An 18049-nucleotide genomic window follows, 5' to 3' on the forward strand; every position below is an offset into this window, starting at 1 on the left:
AAATCATCCGGGTTGGCTAAAGAAAGGGGCGGATTTTATCACAACGTGAAGCAGCCCCAGAAAATGAATTTTGTCGCCGCGCCATGCGAGGCCCTGTGATAGTATCCGGCTAATAGAAAGGGTATCTGCGCGATCATGAATCAAGACCAACTTTTACAACGAGCCGAGCGACTCTGTATACAGCGAGGGATCCGCTTCACCCCGACCCGACGTCAGGTATTTCGCCTGCTGGCGGCACACGGCAACGCCATCAGCGCCTATGATTTGTTGGCCCAGCTGCAACAAACCGAAGCCAATGCCAAGCCGCCAACCGTCTATCGTGCACTCGATTTTTTGCTCGAACAGGGCTTTGCTCACAAGGTGGAATCTCTCAACGCGTTTATCTTCTGCTGCCACTTCGATCACGCTCACCCGATGCAGTTGTTGATCTGCGACGAGTGCGGGGATGTAGTCGAGCTTCACGATACGGCGATCGATAGCGCGTTTTCCGAGCAGGCCCACTTGCATGGTTTTACTATTACCAATAAGACGATAGAGGCACATGGCCAATGTGCCCGTTGTACGCCCACTGTAGGAAGTCATCATGAAGGCTGATTTTGTAAATCCGTTCCTGCTATCCCTGCTCAATGTGCTCTCGACCATGGCACAGCTGGAACTCAAACCGGGCAAACCGAAACGCAAGATGGATGAGCTGGCGCGCGGCGACGTCTCCGGCCTGATCGGCATGGTCGGCCCGCAGACCCGTGGCTCCCTCTCCATCAGCTTCGAGAAGGGGCTGGCGCTGGAGATCATGCGCCGCATGCTGGGGGAAGCTCCCGCCAACATCAACGAAGAGGTGACCGACATGGTCGGTGAAATCACCAACATGGTGACCGGCGGTGCAAAGCGGATGCTGGGCGAGAAGGGCTACGAGTTTGACATGGCGACCCCCATCATCGTCTCCGGCCCCAACCACACCATTACCCACCGTGCCGATGGCACCAAGATCATGATGCCGTTCGAATCGGATTTCGGTCGCGCCACTATCGAAATCTGCTTCGAGTAACCCTATGTGGAAAGCATTGAAATGGATTTTCATCTGCTGGGCCCTGCTGTTGATCCTGTCGGACATTCAGATCAGCACCTCCCTCTACAAGTACGAAGATAACCGGGTGCTTATCAACTTCCCGCGCTGGGAATCCAAGCAGCCTTGGGGCACCTTCGAGTGGCATGCCGGACGGGTAGAAACCCACTGGTATGGTCTGGAGGGAAAACCCAAGCCAAAAGGCCCGCAAATCTGATCCTGTAACTGCTACAGCAGAAACAGAAGAGGCCAGCAGATGCTGGCCTCTTTGCTATCTCGTTGTTTCTGAATCAAGCCGCTTCGGCCGCCAGCTTACCGCTTGGTCGCATCAAGATGCCGACGATGCAGGCCAACAGAGTCGGCAGCAGCCAGGCAAGTCCCTTGTCGAACAGCGGCAGGAAGGCAAAGCCGTCCATCGACATCCCGGCAGCCCCCAGCCCATCGAGGCAACCAAACAGAAAGGCGACCGTCAGCACGCCGCGAAACGCCAGCCGTGGCTGGGCAAACCATCCCTTGAGGAAGGTCACCAGCACCAGCGCGATGGCAACCGGATAGATGGCCACCAGCACCGGAATCGAGAGGCCGATCAGCTCGCTCAGCCCCACATTGGCCACCACTGCACAGAGCGCCCCCAGCAGCATGACCCAGTTGCGATAGGCCCAACCTGTCAGGCCATGGAAGTAGTCGGCACCGGCACAGAGCAGGCCGACCGCACTGGTAAAACAGGCCAAGGTGATGATGGCAGCCAGAATAAACTGACCCGGTTGACCAAACAGACTCAGGACGTAAGCATTGACGATGGCCCCACCATTGCTGATATCGCTCGCCACCCCACCGGCGCTGTTGCCTAGCTGAAAGAGCGAGACATACACCGCCGACAACCCGACCGCCGAGATCAAGCCTGCAATGGTCAGATATTTGAACTGGCTGCGATAATCCTCGATCCCCTCCTGGCGCAGCAACCCGATGATCAGGGCGCCAAACATCAGGGAGGCCAGGGTATCCATGGTGTTGTACCCCTCCAGCATTCCTTTGGTAAGAGCCGCATCTATGTACTCACCGCTGGCATCTGGCATGGTGCCCTGCGGCGTCATAAAGACCCCGACCGCCAGAATAAGCAGCATCGCCATCAGGGCTGGGGTCAGATACTTGCCGACCGCATCGAGCAGTTTGCCCCGATCGAGCGCCACCAGGATCACCAGCGCAAAGAAACTCAAGGTGTAGATCAGCAGCCCCTCATGACCGGCATCGCCGAGCCAGGGCTTGAGCCCCATCTCGTAGGCGACCAGACCGGTGCGGGGAATGGCAAAGGCGGGCCCCATGATGATATAGATGGCGATGGCCAGCGCTGTCGCCGCCCCGGCGGGCAGATAGCGGGTCATTCCGGTCCAGCCACTCGCGCCGCCCCCCGAACTCCCCTTGGCCACCGCAATCAGGGTGATCAGCGGCAAACCCACCGCCGTCAGCAAAAAGCCGCACATGGCGGCCAGCAGATGCTCACCGGCCATAAAACCGGCCAGCGGCGGAAAAATGATATTGCCTGCCCCCAGATAGAAGGCAAACGTCATAAACCCCAATCCGAATACGTCGAACAACTTCAATGATTTCGTCAAACTCAACCTCATCTGCCTTATCAGCTTGTTATTGATTGCACCCACTGCCTGGCAAATAACCGGTAACAATACCTCTCGCCCCCACACGGCCCGCTGACCGGATGAGGCGCACCACCATTAGCATAAAGAAGAGGAGTTCGATCTCAATCACCAATTAATATCTTGAAACAATTTACCGCTGCAGAATTAATCACCGAACAACTTCGCGCTCCATAAACAGGTGTCACACCTGGCGTATGGGAGGCAAGAAGAGGGAAACCGGTTATAGCGGCAAAATACGGCTGCTCAGATGCAATCTGTGTACAGTGACAATTACGGCAGTGCAAAGCGAGGCGAGAAGCGAGGCTCACAGAAAATAAAAGAGCCTGCACGGGGCAGGCTCTTGGCACTATCAGATCGGGTGTGATCAGGCCGCTTCGGCAGCCATCTCGGTCGGACGCACCATCACGCCAACTACGCAGGCCAGCAGGGTCGGCATCAGCCAGGCGAGGCCCTTGTCGAACAGCGGCAGGAAGGCAAACGCATCCATCTTCATACCGGCAGCACCCAGACCATCCAGGCAACCGAACAGGAAGGCAACCATCAACACGCCACGGAACACCAGACGGGGACGGCCGAAGTAACCTTTCAGGAAGGTGACCAGCACCAGCGCCACGGCAACCGGATAGATGGCAACCAGCACAGGAATGGAGAGGCTGATCAACTGGCTCAGGCCCACGTTGGCCACCACGGCACAGATAACGCCCAGCAACACCACCAGCTTCTTGTAAGCCATGCCGGTCAGATTGTGGAAGAAATCAGAGCAGGCAGAGATCAGGCCCACGGCAGTGGTGAAGCAAGCCAGAGTGATGATGGCCGCCAGAATGAACTGACCCGGCTGACCAAACAGGCTAAGTACGTAAGCGTTGACGATGGCGCCACCATTGCTGACATCGGTCGCCACACCGGCTGCAGTGTTACCCAGCTGGAACAGGGAGACGTACACCACGCTCAGACCAACGGCAGAGATGAGGCCGGCAATGGCCAGATACTTGAACTGGCTCTTGTAATCGTTGATGCCTTTCTGGCGCAGTAGATCGACGATCAGGGCGCCAAACATTAGGGACGCCAGGGTGTCCATGGTGTTGTAGCCTTCCAGGATCCCTTTGACGAAGGGGCTGTTCTGATAGTCACCGGACGCATCAGGCATGGAGCCTTGCGGCGCAACAAATACCCCGATCGCCAGAGTCAGCAGCAGCAGCATCAGTACCGGAGTCAGGTATTTGCCGATGGCGTCCATCAGCTTGCCCTGGTTCATGGAGACCAGAATGGCCACACCAAAGAAGATCACGGTATAGGCAGCCAGACCCGCTTGCCCCATATCACCGATGAACGGCTTGAGGCCCATCTCGTAGGCAACCAGACCGGTACGGGGCGCGGCAAAGGCCGGGCCTATGATGATATAGATGGCAACGGCCAGCGCAGTCGCAACACCGGCAGGCAGCAGCTTGGTCATGCCAGCCCAGCCGTTACCGGCTTTCGCCACGGCCAGAATGGTCACCAGAGGCAGGCCCACGGCAGTGACCAGGAAGCCAAACATCGCCAGGGAGAGGTGCTCACCAGCCATGTAACCGGCCAACGGCGGGAAAATGATGTTACCGGCGCCCAGATAGAAGGCGAAGGTCATAAACCCTAATCCGAGTACATCGGACAATGTGAGTGATTTCGTCAAGTTCAACCTCGTCTGTCTTGTAAATTATTGCTTGTTATAGTTTTTATCGGTCGCTGACCGGGTGTGTTCAGGGGGTATAAAAAAAGAGCCCCGCATGTTTTTTCATCGCAACCAGTGGTTTTAGCTGGTCTGGAGCGGGCGCTCGATCTGGAACCAGCATAATGGCGTGAAAAAATAGTTCAAGACGAAATTTACATCTTCAAATAGAAGGGGTTGGTCAGTTGGATATATCTGTCGGAATAGGCCCCATCAGCAGAATGGATCACAATTTCGCCCCTCTCACACCTGTTTAATCCTCTGCCAAGTAGCAATAAAACACGATTTGCCTCTTTACCCTCTCTGGTGATAACAGCTGTATAACAAATGCCATGCAGATCATAATTCGCCGAAATGCATAAAATTTCATCGGCCATCGCCGTCGGCAGCACCAGCGCCACCTGCCCGTTCGGGCTCAGCAAACGATCGCAGGCCGCCAGTAATGCGTGGCTGTCGAGGGCACCGGTATGGCGGGCCAACGCCCGCGCCGGATCGCTAAATGACTGGCCTGCCACGAAATAGGGAGGATTGGAGACGACAAGATCGTAAGGGTCGGCCTGATAATCCTGAATGGCACTCTCTATGACGGTCACCCGATCGGCCCAGGGAGAAGCAGCCGCATTCTCCCGCGCCTGACTGGCCGCATTAATATCCAGCTCGACCGCATCAAGACGGCAGTCAGATCTGCTGCGCTGGGCCAGCATCAGGGCGATCAGGCCGCTGCCGGTGCCGATATCGAGCACTCGACGCGCCTGTTCGACCGGCGCCCAGGCACCGAGCAAAATGCCATCGGTGCCCACCTTCATGGCGCAGCGATCGTGATTGATATGGAACTGTTTGAAGGTAAATCCGCGACTACGTCCCATCTGGCCCCCGTCATCTGCAAAAATGGTGGGCGATTATAGCGGCTAAGACACACTCACCAATAGGAGCCGACGAGATAATCGCCTATAATCTGCCGTTTCCTTAATGACCGAGTATTGCCATGAGCCAGTCCTTTGATGATTTCGACCTGCACCCAGCCCTCAACCGGGCCTTGGCCGAGATGGGATTCACCCGCCCCACCACCATCCAGCAGATGGTGCTGGAGCCAGCCCTGGACGGCCGCGATATTCTGGCATCCGCTCCGACCGGTACCGGCAAGACTGCCTCCTTCCTGCTGCCGGCACTCCAGCACCTGCTGGACTTCCCGCGCCGCAAGCCGGGCCCCTGCCGCATGCTGATCCTGACCCCGACCCGCGAGCTGGCGCTGCAGGTGACCGCCCACGCCAAGGCGCTGGCGGCTCACACCAACCTCAGCATCGAGACCATCATCGGCGGCGTCAGCCATGAAGAGCAGCTGCCTGCCCTGACCAAAACCACCGACATCGTGGTGGCCACCCCGGGCCGTCTGCTCGAATACATCGAGAAAGAGGAGTTCGAGAGCCACGACATCGAAGTGCTGGTGCTGGATGAAGCGGACCGCATGCTGGACATGGGCTTTATCAAGGATGTGAACCGCATCGTGGAAGAGGCGCGCTACCGCAAGCACACCATGCTCTTCTCCGCCACCCTGGAAGGGGCAGGCCTTGAGAAGTTCGCCAACGAGATCCTCAAGGATCCGGTGGAGCTGCACGCCGAGCCGCCCCGCAGCGAACGTCGCCCCATTACCCAGTGGATCCATCTGGCTGATGACGCCGCCCACAAGCTGGCGCTGCTGACCCATATCCTGAAAGATCCGGAAACCCAGAAAGCCATCATCTTCGTCAAGACCCGCGAGCGTCTGGCGGAGCTCTCCGGCCAGCTGCAGGCTGCAGGTATCTCCTGCGCCTGGATCCGTGGCGAGATGGAGCAGAGCAAGCGTATCGAGTCGATCCGCAAGTTCCACGAAGGGGAAGTACCCTTCCTGATCGCCACCGACGTCGCCGCCCGCGGCATCGACCTGCCGAACGTCAGCCATGTCATCAACTACGACATGCCCTACGGCGCAGACGTTTACGTCCACCGTATTGGCCGTACCGGCCGCGCTGGCAACCGTGGCTGTGCCATCAGCCTGGTGGAAGCCCACGACATGGCGATGGTCGCCAAGATCGAACGCTACACCGAGGAGCGCCTCAAGCGCCGGGTGATCGACGAGCTGCGCCCGAAACACAAGGAAGCGCGGGTACCGGTGAAGAAGAAAAAGCCGGTCGACAAGAAGAAGTCCGCCAAGAAGAAAAAGAAGAAGTGATCGCTGAGCGATAAAGAGAAGGGCCATCCCGCGGGATGGCCCTTCTGCATTCTGAATCACTCTGACGAGTGGTTATGCCACCACTCTGCGCATTCCCATATGGGGGATATCATCTTCGAGATAGCCTTCCCCTTCCGCCACAAAACCGTGTTGGCCATAGAAGCCCTGCAGATGGGCCTGCGCCCCCAGCCAGATGCTGTGGGTCGGCCAGCGCGCCTCGCACGCCTTGACCGCCTCGCCGATCAGCTTATGACCGAGACCGCCGCCACGCGCCTTGGGTGAGGTCACCACCCGGCCGATGGCGGCGCCGCTCTCATCGCCGATGCCGGGCGCCATAATCCGCGCGTAAGCAGCAAGCTGGTCGCCCTGATAGCCGAGCAGGTGCCAGACCCCATCGCGGCGATCCAGCCCGTCCAGATCCTGAAAGGGGCAGGTCTGCTCCACCACGAACACCTCGGCCCGCAGCGCCAGCAACTCATACAACTCGTCAGTGGTCAGTTCAGACCAGGGTTTCAGGATCCAGTTCATCGGCAACTCCTTATCAGTTCGGCCTGCCAGCATAATAGTGGCGCCAGCGCCCTGCATTAACCTTTGTTAAGTTCTTTCAGCCGTTTGCGAATGCGGCTCAGACTGATGGGAGTGATACCGAGATAGACGGCGATCTGGTGATCCGGCACTCTGGCATCAAGCGCGGGAAAGCTGTCCAGAAAGTGCTGATAGCGCGCCTGCGGGCTGCCGGTCAGCAGCAACTGCTCCTTCTCCTCCTTGATGCGCAGCTGCACCTCCAGCAGGTGCTGGTACCAGTGCGGCCAGCCAGGCAGCTGGCGCAGGTCAGCCAGACTGAACAGCTGCAAACGGCAGGGTTCCAGCGCCTCCACGCTGTAGCGGGCCGGCTCGCCACTGAGCAGGTGGTGAAAGTCGAGAAACTCGTCCCCCTCCCAGTAGAACTCCTTGATGTACTCGCGGCCATCCTCCAGCACCAGCTTGGCCCGCAGCAGCCCCTGCTCCACCCTGACCAGGAGGTCCGGGCTGTCGCCGGCGTGCCAGAGGCAGCTTTTCGGGCTGAGGGTCAGCGGGCGGGCAAAAGAGAGGAGGCGCGCGGCCTCCTCTTTATCTGCGACCAGCGCCCAATCGAAGGGGGGTCTGTCAGTCAACATGATTAACCGCGACGCTGACGCACGGCTTCAAACAGGCAAACGCCGGTTGCCACCGAGACGTTGAGGCTGGATACCGCCCCTGCCATCGGGATGCTCACCAGCTCGTCGCAATGTTCGCGGGTCAGGCGACGCATACCTTTACCTTCGGCACCCATCACCAGCGCCATCGGGCCGGTCAGTTTGGCCTGATAGAGGTCGTGATCGGCCTCGCCAGCGGTGCCGACAATCCAGACGCCGCGCTCCTGCAATTCGCGCAGGGTGCGGGCCAGGTTGGTGACCTGAATGAGCGGCACCACTTCGGCCGCGCCACAGGCAACCTTGCGCACGATCGGGGTGAGACCCGTGGCCTTGTCCCGCGGCACGATGACAGCATGAGCCCCGGCAGCATCGGCGCTGCGCAGGCAGGCGCCGAGGTTGTGCGGGTCAGTAACGCCATCCAGCACCAGCAGGAAGGGCTGGTTCTGTTGTGCCGCCAACTCATCCAGCAGGCTGGCCAGATCGTGCTCGGCGAGCTTCGGCGCCTCTTTCACCCGGGCCATGATGCCCTGGTGATTGTTGCCTTCCGCTTTGTCATCAAGGGTCTTGCGGTTCACGCTCTGCACCTTGAGACCGAGGGATTCCAGCTCGGTCAGCAGGGGTTGCAGCCGGTCGTCATCCCGCCCTTTCAGCGCCCATACCTCGATGAAACGCTCCGGGGTGCGCTCCAGCAGCGCGGTGACAGCGTGAATGCCGTAGATCAGTTCAGTACTCATTTAGTGCTCTTGGCCTTATCGCGAGCCTTTTTGCTCGGTCGTCTGTTGCTGGGTTTGGCGCGGCCACCCTTGTCGGATTTGCCGTGATCCTTGCCCTCTTTACGTTTTTCGTGGCGCTGGGCGCTCTTGGCCTTCTCTTTCTTGATCTCGGCCTGCTTGCGCGCCATCTCTTTGGCGTTCTTGCCGGTGGCCTTGAGCGGCTCTTCCACCATCACGAAGTCGATCTTGCGATCATCCAGATTCACGCCCATCACCTTGACCCGCACCTTGTCACCCAGACGGTAGCGACGGCGGAAGTTCTCGCCAATCAGCTGCATGTGCAGGGGATCAAACTGGTAGTAGTCGTTGGTGAGGGTGCTGACGTGCACCAGACCGTCGATGTGGATCTCCGCCAGACGCACGAAGAAGCCAAAGCCGGTGACGCTGGCGATAACGCCGTCAAACTCGTCACCCACGTGATCCAGCATGTACTCGCACTTGAGCCAGTCGGCCACGTCGCGGGTCGCATCGTCGGCACGGCGCTCGGTCATGGAGCAGTGCTCGCCCATCGGGTCCACTTCCTCCAGCTGGTAGTGATAACCACCGCTCGGGGTCCACTTGTGGCGCAGATTGCCCTGCTGCTCCTTGGCGGTCTGATACTTGATCGCCCGGTGCAGGATTAGGTCGGGGTAGCGACGGATTGGCGAGGTGAAGTGCGCGTAGGACTTCAACGCCAGACCGAAGTGACCGATGTTGTCGGCCTGATAGATGGCCTGACGCATGGAGCGCAGCAGCATGGTGGAGAGCAGCTCCGCATCCGGGCGCCCTTCAAACTTGGCAGCCAGCTCGGCAAAGTCTTTCGGCTCGGGCTCGAGGCCGCCTTTGAGCTCCAGACCCAGTTCGGCCAGGAAGTCACGGAAACCGGTCAGACGTTCTTCGCCTGGACGGTCGTGCACCCGGAACAGGGCAAAGGCTTCGTTCTTCTCGATATAACGAGCAGCAGCCACGTTCGCCTGGATCATGCACTCTTCGATGATCTTGTGGGCATCGTTGCGCACCAGTGGCACGATGCGGTCGATCTTGCGCTGGGCGTTGAAGATGAAGCGGGTCTCCTCGCTCTCGAACTCCACCGCACCGCGCTGATGGCGGGCATGCTTGAGCGCCTTGTAGAGATTGTTCAGCTCCTCGATATGGCCCACCAGCGGATCATACTGCTGGCGCAGCTTGGGATCGCCATCGAGGATCGCCGCCACCTTGGTGTAGGTGAGACGGGCGTGAGAGTTCATTACCGCTTCGTAGAACTTGTAGCCGGACATGCGGCCAGCGGCCGAGATGGTCATCTCGCACACCATGCAGAGACGGTCAACTTGCGGGTTCAGGGAACACAAGCCGTTGGAGAGCACCTCCGGCAGCATGGGCACCACGAACTCGGGGAAGTAGACGGAGTTGCCGCGCTGATACGCTTCGGCATCCAGCGCCGTGCCGGGCTTCACGTAAGCGGAGACGTCAGCAATGGCCACCCACAGGCGCCAGCCGCCACCACGCTTGGCTTCACAGAAGACGGCGTCATCGAAGTCACGGGCATCTTCCCCGTCGATGGTCACCAGTGGCAGAGCGCGCAGATCGATGCGGCCCTCTTTGGCTTTCTCCGGCACCTGCTCGCCGAGACCGGCAACCTCTTTGGTCACCTCTTCCGGCCAGGTGTGCGGGATACCGTGGGTACGCAGGGCAATTTCGATCTCCATGCCCGGCGCCATATTCTCGCCCAGCACTTCCAGTACGGTGCCGACGGCATTGATGCGGGAGGTGGCGCGCTGATTGATGCGCACAACCACGACCTGGCTCTGGCGAGCCCCTTTGTTTTCCCCTTCCGGGATGATGATGTCCTGGCCGATACGGCTGTCATCCGGCACCACGAAACCAACGCCATTCTCGACGAAGTAACGGCCGACAATGTCTGCCTCACGGGACTTGAGCAGGCGCACCAGACGCGCTTCCTGACGACCCTTGCGGTCGATCTCGGTCGGCTGAACCAGCACGTAATCGCCATGCATCAGGCGTTGCATCTCTCGGTTGTTCAGATACAGATCCGGACCACCACCTTCCGGACGCAGAAAACCGAAACCATCCTTGTGGCCGATTACATAACCTTTGACCAGATTCAGGCGATCCGGCAGGGCATAACATTGGTTGCGAGTGAATACCAGTTGTCCATCACGCTCCATGGCGCGCAGACGACGACGCAAGGCTTCCAACGGCTCTTCATCTTTCAGCTTGAGGACCTTGGCCAACTCTTCACGGGACATGGGCTTTTCATGGCCCTTGATGAGTTCCAGGATCAACTCGCGACTGGCGATGGGGTTATCGTATTTTTCGGCCTCGCGTTCGAGGAAAGGATCTTTTTGAGACATAAGCAGGCCTTAGGGTAGGTGGTAACGGTGCCATTATATCGGAGGGGGGGGCGAATGGCATCCATCGGCTGCCTTTTGGCCAATCTCTCTGTCATACTATCTTCAGTTCGCTGGCATGATGAGACACAGAACTCATGAGTAAGGACACATTTGCCCAATCCGCCGCCTATCTCAAACAGGCGGTCCCCTTGATGATCAAGTACCAGATCCCCACGACGCCGGACAATTACCACCTGTGGTACAACTATGTCTCGGCCAGCATGCCCGAGCTCAACCAGGCGATCGATCAGGCAGTCAAAATGCAGGGAACCTGCTCGCTCACCACCTGCGAGCGACTCTATCACCAGTATCTGGCCGCTCAGGATGAGAAGCAGATGGAGGCGATGAAACTGAGCCTCGCCGCCATGGCCAACGAGCTCGGCCACTCCATGCAGGACGCCATCTCCGATACCGGCATGTTTCAGGAGATGCTCGACAAGAGTTTTGACAAGCTCAGCCGCATTGATGACGAGGGCTTCAGCCTGGAAGACACCATGGGGATCCTGCGAGAGCTGGTGCGCGAATCGCGGGATGTGCGCATGTCCACCATGCACTTTCGCAACCAGCTCAGCAATGCGGAGAAAGAGATCAAGGAGCTGCGGGCCGCGCTCAACGAGACACGCAAACTGGCCAACGAGGATGCCCTCACCAACCTGCTCAACCGCCGCGCCTTCGATCTGGAGCTGGAAGGATTGATCCGCAGCCAGCACCCCTTCTCGCTGATCCTCGCCGATATCGATCGCTTCAAGAACTTCAACGACGAATATGGGCACCTGCTCGGCGATCAGGTACTGCGCGCCTTCAGCAAACGGCTGCGCGATGCCTGCAAGGAGGGGGTCACCGCCTATCGGCTGGGTGGGGAGGAGTTCGCTATGCTGGTCCCCCATCGCTCGCTGGCGTTGGCCAGACAGATGGCGGAGAGCATGCGCCGCGCCATCGAGCGGATGTCGATTCTGGATCGCAAATCGGGCCGCCGCATCGACCACATCACAGCCTCGTTTGGCGTGGGCGAGTTCAACGGTCAGGAGAGCGCAGACTGTCTGGTCGAACGTACCGACAAGCTGCTCTACAAGGCCAAGGAGCTGGGACGCAACCGGGTGATGCCGCTCCCTTCCTGATTTAGTCCCCTGCCCGACCGCAATGCCAATGTAAAAAGCCAGTCAGATCAACTGACTGGCTTTTTGGTCTCTCTTGCTCCGACAGGGGCTGTTCATTCCAGCCCCAGTGGAACTCTGCTCAGTGTGAAGGATTACTCCTGCACCTCGCTGACACCTTCGACTTTCACATCAACACGACGATCCGGAGCCAGACAGACGATCAGCTCACGCTTGGACTTGCTGACGCAGCTGTCGCCGGTAACCGGTGAAGATTTACCACGCCCTTCCACATTGATCTTGGCGGCCGGGATCCCTTTACCAACCAGATAGTTGGCAACGGTCTGGGCACGCTGTTCGGAGAGCTTCTGGTTGTAGGCATCAGAACCGATACGGTCGGTGTGACCAATTACGGTTGCCACGCCATCTTTGGGTCGTGCTTCTTCAATCTGGCTATAGAGGCTATCCAATGCCTGACTGGCCTCTGGCTTGAGAGTCGCCTTGTTGAAGTCAAACAGCACATCGGAGCTCAGGGTGAACTGCTTCTCAACCATCACAGGTGCAGGAGCAGGTTCCGGAGCCGGGGCGGGCGCCACAGGGGCAACCTGACCAAAGCGATAAACCGCAGCCAGCGAGAGCAGGCCGTTATCCATTCTCAGACCGGTATCATCGCGGCTGCCATACGGGGTGGTGTACTGGTACTCCAGGCGAGCGGCCCAGTCGAGATTGAACGCATACTCGGCACCCAGTGCACCGACCATGACAAAGCGGCTGTCATCTTTGTAGACATCGCTCTTGGTATCAGCCCAGCCATAACCGCCACCGACACGACCATACAGATCCAGATTATCGGTAACCGGGAAACCCAGTTTCAGGGTCAGTTGAGCCAGCTGTGCTTTTACTTCATCACTGAAAGCGCCTGCCGCCGTAGTGGCATCGTATTTGTAATTGCCCAGATAGTCGTAACCCAGCTCCAGCCCCAGATTCTGGTTGATCTGATAACCGCCAAACACGCCTGCACCCAAGGCATCGTTGGTCTCATTGCCAAGGGTCAGGGCATTGCTTTCATCAATGCCGTAGAAGTTGGACCAACCCAGTTTGGCACCGCCATACCAGGTGTTGTCTTGACCGGCAGCCTGGGCATTGGCCGCCAGCAAGCCGGTAACCAGCAAGGTAATCAATGATTTTTTCATGTTTGAGCCTCTGCAACTTTATGTAGGAGGAGGTTGATTGATATCACCTCGTCTTATAGGTGCAACCACCCAAAAGCGATCGCAGCATATCAACGTTAGCCTATTTTCAAGTCACTGATATCAATTAACAAAAAACACTCTAACGCAACCACGTTACAAAAACAGCAACAAACGTTTGTTATTTGAACTGAATGTGACGCAAAAAGACGCACAGATGAGGGCTGAAAGGGAAAAAAGGCCAGCAAGATGCTGGCCCGAAGCGATATCAGTGACGAACAAACTCGTAGTGCTGATCGATAAAGTCAGCAACACGCTGGCTCAATACCTTGTGCACCGTCTTGGTCGGATGCACCTGATCCCAGAACATATGCTCATCGCAGTTGAGAGTCGCTGCTCGCCCTTTTGCCTGCCCGCTCACCACCGCCTGCGCCAGGATCGGGTTACCGGCAATAGCCACTCTTTCGGAGACACTCAAAGCCGGGGTCGCAGCCACCTCGGCGGCGCTGCCGGAGAACGGCTTCCATGTATAGCCACCACCGTAGCAGGCGTGTTCTGTGTCACTCAGCCCGAACTGCTGAGGATCGCGCATCATCTCATCAAACTGCTTGTCCACTTCGAACAGCTTCACGATGCCAAGGGGAGCCAGCTCTCGAGTGAGGTTCTGCAACTTCTGGTTGTGGTAACTGGCCACATGGCGCACCTTCTCCACCACCTTCATGCTGCGGGCTGACGGGGTCTGCCCCAGATCAGGAATATTGAACAGCAGGATCTGCTGCGCGCCGTTGAGCACCAACCGGTTGGATGCCAGCCGGATGGTATCGATCACCCGATCCGCATCCCGCTCGGTGTTCCAGCCATAAGCCAGATAGTCATTGGCACCGACCCAGATCACCACCAGATCATCGGGGCGGAACTTGTCCTTTTTCAGGAACTGATCGATCTCGTAATCGAGGTTGTTGATCACCTGATATTTGGGATCCCAGGACCAGAAACCGAGCCAGCCGTTCAGGGCGCCCAGATGGTTATAGGCCACCGCGGTTGCACCGCCTTCCGCCTCGTTGGCCACGACCAGACCGGGGAAACGCTCGTCACCCAACTGCTCCAGCCACACCGGGCCGTTGCTGAAGCGCCCGTTGAAGTAAGGTGGGCTGGAGGGGAGATACCCCCGCATCTTCTTGTACATCTTGCCGGTGTCGGAGAGGCTGTCACCAAACATCACGACCCGGGAAAAAGGTTGGCGTCCCTCTGCCGCTTGCGCGGTCAATGCCATTAACCCCAATAAACAAACAAGCCATTTTTTCATATTGTTATGCTCTTCGATTAAGCAGGTGAGACCTGCGGACTTCTCCTCGAGTGGCGACAGGCATGGGAAGAGTCTGCTGCCACTGACTTCTGGTGAAGGCGACAGATTACAGTTCCAGATGAAATCACACATGTTCCGCCACCGATGAAATCGCTTGCGCTCACAAAACAGACAATCACACCAGCCTATTTCTTTCACGCTTGTTTCACGCCCCCCCCGGCACAATGCCCTCATACCAACGACAGGAGTATGAAATGAACAAGGCAAGCGCAAGCGTAATCGGACTGTTGACCCTGATGTCTGTCTCCTCTTTTGCCATGGCGGCCTACACAGGCCCGCAAGAGCAGAACAAGGTTTCCGTTGCTCAGCTGAAAGATCTGGCCGATGACAGCTGGGCCACCTTGGAAGGGAAACTGGTCAAGCACCTGGGCGGCGAGAACTATCTGTTCCGCGATGCCAGCGGTGAAGTGGAGGTCGAAGTGGATCAGGATGTGTGGCGTGGCACCGAAGTGGGCCCGGATGATCAGATCCGCATCCGTGGTGAAGTGGACCACAGCTGGAACAAAACCGAAGTGGAAGTGAAAACCCTAGAGAAAGTGGGCGCGGCCCCGCAGACCAAGGGCGGCTTTATCGCCAAATAAGGCCACTTCAACGACGAACTGGCCAGACGTTAAAAGGGCGCTTGATATCAAGCGCCCTTTTGCATGGTTAACCCAGCGTCACCGCTTAACCGGCCCGACTGGAAAAGGCTCTCTTGAACCCCTTCTCGGCCTGATTGACCTTGTAGAGGTAACGGCGCGCCTCCTCTTTGGGATGTTGCTCGGTCAACACCTGATAGACCGCCTCGGGGGAGAGCCGGTTGATCCGGCCCGGCGCCGCCTTGCGATCGCTGGAGAAGGTATTGAGCACCCCGCCAGCGCCACCGTTATAGGCGGAGATCACCGCATAGCGACGGGAGCGCGGATCCTGAATATCCGCCAGATAGACGGTCTGCAACAGGTGCAGATAGGCGGTACCGACATCGATGTTGTAGGCCGGGTTGAACAGCTCCTCCCGGGTCGGCTGGCCGTTCTTGCCCTTGACCCGAACATAGACGTCACGACCGGCGGTAGCCGGGATCACCTGCATCAGGCCATAAGCGTTGGCATGGCTCACCGCATAGGGGTTGAAGCTGCTCTCGGTCTTGATCACCGCATAGATCAGGCTCTCCGGCACGCCGTATTTGCGCGACGCTTCCCGGATGATCCCCGCATACTTGTAGCCCCGTCGGTCTTCATGGTTGGCCACCATGGGTATATCGACGAAGAAGATGGTGCGAATACCCAGAGTGCGCTTCTTCATCGCCGTGTTGAGCAGGTAATCGGCATAACGCTCGGCGCGCCAGGAGGCGCGGATTGGCTGGCGCTGATTGTCCAGCACCTGACCGTAGAGGAAGGGCTCGCCGCCGGTCAGAATTTCCCGGTCGGAGTAAAGATCCACTTCGGCCGGATCGTCCGGCGTCAGCAGGGTCTCGATGATGGCGCGACGCAGGTGAGCGCGGGGATCGATGCCCGAGACCGTCTCCACCATGATGTGACCGCTGGAGAAGTCGATGTGGGCCCGGCTCTTGTACTGATCCGTGTATTTGACGTAGTCAAACTTGCCCGCAAACAGCGCCTCCCGCCCCCATATCTCGTTCACGTTATGGGAGAGCGCGCTGATCATGTGTTCAAAACCGCGGATGTCCTTGCCGTTGACCAGATCGTCATCCTCACTCCCGCTGGGCTTGGGGGAGGATGAGCAGGCAGAGAGAAACAGCAGGGTGCACAGCAGCCAAAAAAATCGGCCCATAGGATCCTCAAACCGGGCAGCAGAGCTGCCCATCATTCATTTGCTGCGACTTCAGGAGCGGTCACGCCAGTGTGGCGCCATTCCCGCACCTGTTCACACGTACAACAGCCGGAGAGCTTACTGGGCAGGCGGGGTGTAACCTTCGATCTGCACTTCACCTGCATCAAACAGGTAGCTGACCATCTCTTTTTCCAGCAGTTGGCGATGCTCAAGATTCATCATGTTGAGCTTTTTCTCGTTGATCAGCATCACCTGCTTCTTCTGCCACTCGGCCCAGGCTTCCTTGCTGATGTTCAAAAATCCGCTTGCCGAGCTCACCGGGATAGAGTTGGAAATCCAGACCCGGGCCCTCTTTTTTCAGGCGTTGGCAAAATACAGTACGGCTCATGTTGACCTCTATGGTTGTAACTCTGGATAGGCGAGGAGACGGGCCGTGGCGGCCGCCAGCCCCACCTCGGCAGGATGGCGTAAGTTATACCAGAGTCGGTTATCTGCTTCCATGAGCCGCAGCGGCTGCGCCTCATCAATGTCAATCAGCAGCGGCTGAATATCGAGATGGAAGTGGCTGAAGGTATGGCGAAAACCGGCCAGTTCCCGATAACCGTGATGGCTCAGGCCGAGGGATGCCAGCAGACCATCCACCTCCGCCAGCGAGGCCACCTGCGGGAAGCAGTAGAGCCCGCCCCAGATCCCCTGTGGCGGCCGCTTCTCCAGCAGCAGCTCATCGCCGTGACGGATCAGCAACATGACGCCATCGCGGGCCGGAATGCTCTTCTTCGGCTTGCTGTTGGGATAGGCAGTCGGGTTGCCTTGCGACAGCCCTTGGCAATCGGCCCGCACCGGGCAACGTTCACAGGCAGGCTTGCTGCGGGTGCAGATCGTTGCCCCGATATCCATCATCGCCTGATTGTATTGCGCCACACCCAGCTTGGGAGTGAGCCGGATGGCGATCTCCCACAGCTCGTTCTCCACCTGTTTTTGGCCGGGCCAGCCCGGCAGCGCCAGCCAGCGGGTGAGTACCCGCTTCACGTTGCCATCAAGGATGGCGTGGGGCTGACCCAGAGAGAGCGACAGCACGGCCCCGGCGGTTGAGCGACCAATGCCCGGCAGCGCCATCACCTCGTCAAAACTCTCGGGAAAGAGACCGTGGTGGTGATCGCGGATCTGCTGGGCCGCCTTGTGCAGGTTGCGGGCCCGGGCGTAGTAGCCAAGCCCGGTCCAGTGGTGCAGCACCTCGTCGACAGGGGCATCGGCCAGCGCCACTACATCGGGGAAGCGCGCCATAAAACGCTGGTAATAGGGGATGACTGTGGCGACCTGGGTCTGCTGCAGCATGATCTCCGAGACCCAGACCCGGTAAGGGGTCTTCTCCTGCTGCCAGGGCAGGGTTTTGCGGCCATGAAGCTCGTACCACTCCAGAACCCGGCTTGCGAAGGTTGATTGATTCACGTTGTTCTCATGTCGTTGATATATGGGGAACTCTGCGGTTCCTTCGGCTCATCTGGCCTGCGCGGGCATAAAGTCATCCCGCAGCACAGCGCCAGCTGTCTGGTGCGGCAGCGTAAGGCCTCGTCACGCCCAAGTCAAAGCCGCGCTGACTGGCACTGCGGGCAGGCGGTGGTCAGGCAGCAAAGCGGTAACAAAGACGATATACTCGGC

17 protein-coding genes and 1 pseudogene are annotated in these 18049 nt (G+C 58.5%); 6 read left to right on the forward strand and 12 right to left on the reverse strand.

The window, feature by feature from the left end; all coding sequences use genetic code 11:
• Positions 1 to 135 precede the first annotated feature (135 nt).
• From zur to ACTG2B_RS19335, 3 genes are read left to right on the forward strand one after another with little or no spacing between them, the layout of a single operon-like run.
• Entirely contained in the window at positions 136 to 594 is a 459-nt protein-coding gene (gene zur, locus ACTG2B_RS19325; RefSeq protein WP_005335805.1) for a zinc uptake transcriptional repressor Zur, read from the forward strand.
• Positions 584 to 1045 (forward strand): chemotaxis protein CheX, encoded by a 462-nt coding sequence (locus tag ACTG2B_RS19330; RefSeq protein ID WP_005335807.1) that lies wholly within the window; start codon positions 584 to 586, stop codon positions 1043 to 1045. Before zur ends, ACTG2B_RS19330 begins: the two co-directional genes overlap by 11 nt.
• 4 nt (positions 1046 to 1049) lie before the next feature.
• Positions 1050 to 1280 (forward strand): hypothetical protein, encoded by a 231-nt coding sequence (locus ACTG2B_RS19335; protein WP_194494999.1) that lies wholly within the window; start codon positions 1050 to 1052, stop codon positions 1278 to 1280.
• Between the two features lie 73 nt (positions 1281 to 1353).
• Here ACTG2B_RS19335 and brnQ (ACTG2B_RS19340) read toward each other — a convergent pair whose 3' ends face one another.
• The 3 genes from brnQ (ACTG2B_RS19340) to ACTG2B_RS19350 form a co-directional block, all read right to left on the reverse strand.
• The gene (brnQ, locus tag ACTG2B_RS19340) at positions 1354 to 2631 is read right to left on the reverse strand and encodes a branched-chain amino acid transport system II carrier protein (RefSeq protein WP_439996960.1); all 1278 of its coding nucleotides are present in this window, start codon (positions 2629 to 2631) and stop codon (positions 1354 to 1356) included.
• A 451-nt stretch (positions 2632 to 3082) separates the two neighbouring features.
• On the reverse strand, positions 3083 to 4387 hold the full coding sequence (gene brnQ / locus ACTG2B_RS19345; RefSeq protein WP_005335813.1) for a branched-chain amino acid transport system II carrier protein: 1305 nt from the start codon (positions 4385 to 4387) through the stop codon (positions 3083 to 3085).
• 191 nt (positions 4388 to 4578) lie between these two features.
• Positions 4579 to 5289: a tRNA1(Val) (adenine(37)-N6)-methyltransferase gene (locus ACTG2B_RS19350; RefSeq protein WP_213387725.1), complete on the reverse strand. Its 711-nt coding sequence runs from the start codon at positions 5287 to 5289 to the stop codon at positions 4579 to 4581.
• Between the two features lie 119 nt (positions 5290 to 5408).
• Between ACTG2B_RS19350 and srmB the strand changes: the two genes are divergently transcribed.
• A complete protein-coding gene (gene srmB / locus ACTG2B_RS19355; RefSeq protein ID WP_005335816.1) occupies positions 5409 to 6632 on the forward strand; it encodes an ATP-dependent RNA helicase SrmB in 1224 nt (407 codons plus the stop codon).
• 72 nt (positions 6633 to 6704) lie between these two features.
• Here srmB and ACTG2B_RS19360 read toward each other — a convergent pair whose 3' ends face one another.
• From ACTG2B_RS19360 to rnr, 4 genes are read right to left on the reverse strand one after another with little or no spacing between them, the layout of a single operon-like run.
• Positions 6705 to 7160 carry a GNAT family N-acetyltransferase gene (locus tag ACTG2B_RS19360; protein WP_064341653.1) on the reverse strand — a complete coding sequence of 152 codons (456 nt, stop codon included), beginning with the start codon at positions 7158 to 7160 and terminating at the stop codon, positions 6705 to 6707.
• Positions 7161 to 7216: 56 nt separating this feature from the next.
• Positions 7217 to 7789: a Crp/Fnr family transcriptional regulator gene (locus ACTG2B_RS19365; RefSeq protein WP_439996684.1), complete on the reverse strand. Its 573-nt coding sequence runs from the start codon at positions 7787 to 7789 to the stop codon at positions 7217 to 7219.
• 2 nt (positions 7790 to 7791) lie between these two features.
• Positions 7792 to 8541 carry a 23S rRNA (guanosine(2251)-2'-O)-methyltransferase RlmB gene (gene rlmB / locus ACTG2B_RS19370; RefSeq protein WP_069530024.1) on the reverse strand — a complete coding sequence of 250 codons (750 nt, stop codon included), beginning with the start codon at positions 8539 to 8541 and terminating at the stop codon, positions 7792 to 7794.
• Complete coding sequence (gene rnr, locus ACTG2B_RS19375; protein WP_005354835.1) at positions 8538 to 10931, reverse strand: ribonuclease R; 2394 nt, start codon at positions 10929 to 10931, stop codon at positions 8538 to 8540. Before rnr ends, rlmB begins: the two co-directional genes overlap by 4 nt.
• Positions 10932 to 11065: 134 nt before the next feature.
• Here rnr and ACTG2B_RS19380 point away from each other — a divergent pair, with 134 nt between their 5' ends.
• A complete protein-coding gene (locus ACTG2B_RS19380; protein ID WP_019445736.1) occupies positions 11066 to 12088 on the forward strand; it encodes a GGDEF domain-containing protein in 1023 nt (340 codons plus the stop codon).
• A 131-nt stretch (positions 12089 to 12219) separates the two neighbouring features.
• Here ACTG2B_RS19380 and ompA read toward each other — a convergent pair whose 3' ends face one another.
• Both ompA and ACTG2B_RS19390 read right to left on the reverse strand, forming a co-directional pair.
• The gene (gene ompA / locus ACTG2B_RS19385; RefSeq protein WP_005363030.1) at positions 12220 to 13257 is read right to left on the reverse strand and encodes a porin OmpA; all 1038 of its coding nucleotides are present in this window, start codon (positions 13255 to 13257) and stop codon (positions 12220 to 12222) included.
• 265 nt (positions 13258 to 13522) lie between these two features.
• Positions 13523 to 14560 (reverse strand): SGNH/GDSL hydrolase family protein, encoded by a 1038-nt coding sequence (locus ACTG2B_RS19390; RefSeq protein ID WP_069526899.1) that lies wholly within the window; start codon positions 14558 to 14560, stop codon positions 13523 to 13525.
• Positions 14561 to 14814: 254 nt separating this feature from the next.
• On the opposite strand from ACTG2B_RS19390, the gene ACTG2B_RS19395 reads away from it, so the two are divergent.
• The gene (locus ACTG2B_RS19395) at positions 14815 to 15201 is read left to right on the forward strand and encodes a YgiW/YdeI family stress tolerance OB fold protein (protein WP_005335826.1); all 387 of its coding nucleotides are present in this window, start codon (positions 14815 to 14817) and stop codon (positions 15199 to 15201) included.
• A gap of 85 nt (positions 15202 to 15286) precedes the next feature.
• Here the strand turns inward: ACTG2B_RS19395 and mltC are convergent, their stop codons facing one another.
• The 3 genes and pseudogenes from mltC to mutY all read right to left on the reverse strand — a co-directional run bounded on the left by mltC (position 15287) and on the right by mutY (position 17839).
• Positions 15287 to 16390: a membrane-bound lytic murein transglycosylase MltC gene (mltC, locus tag ACTG2B_RS19400; protein ID WP_199427754.1), complete on the reverse strand. Its 1104-nt coding sequence runs from the start codon at positions 16388 to 16390 to the stop codon at positions 15287 to 15289.
• A 117-nt stretch (positions 16391 to 16507) separates the two neighbouring features.
• Positions 16508 to 16778: pseudogene (locus ACTG2B_RS19405) on the reverse strand (oxidative damage protection protein).
• 8 nt (positions 16779 to 16786) lie between these two features.
• Positions 16787 to 17839 carry an A/G-specific adenine glycosylase gene (gene mutY / locus ACTG2B_RS19410; RefSeq protein WP_279459784.1) on the reverse strand — a complete coding sequence of 351 codons (1053 nt, stop codon included), beginning with the start codon at positions 17837 to 17839 and terminating at the stop codon, positions 16787 to 16789.
• Positions 17840 to 18049: the final 210 nt, after the last annotated feature.

It is taken from the genome of Aeromonas sp. 30P (genome assembly GCF_051919805.1).
GTDB classification, from domain to species: Bacteria; Pseudomonadota; Gammaproteobacteria; order Enterobacterales; family Aeromonadaceae; genus Aeromonas; species Aeromonas veronii.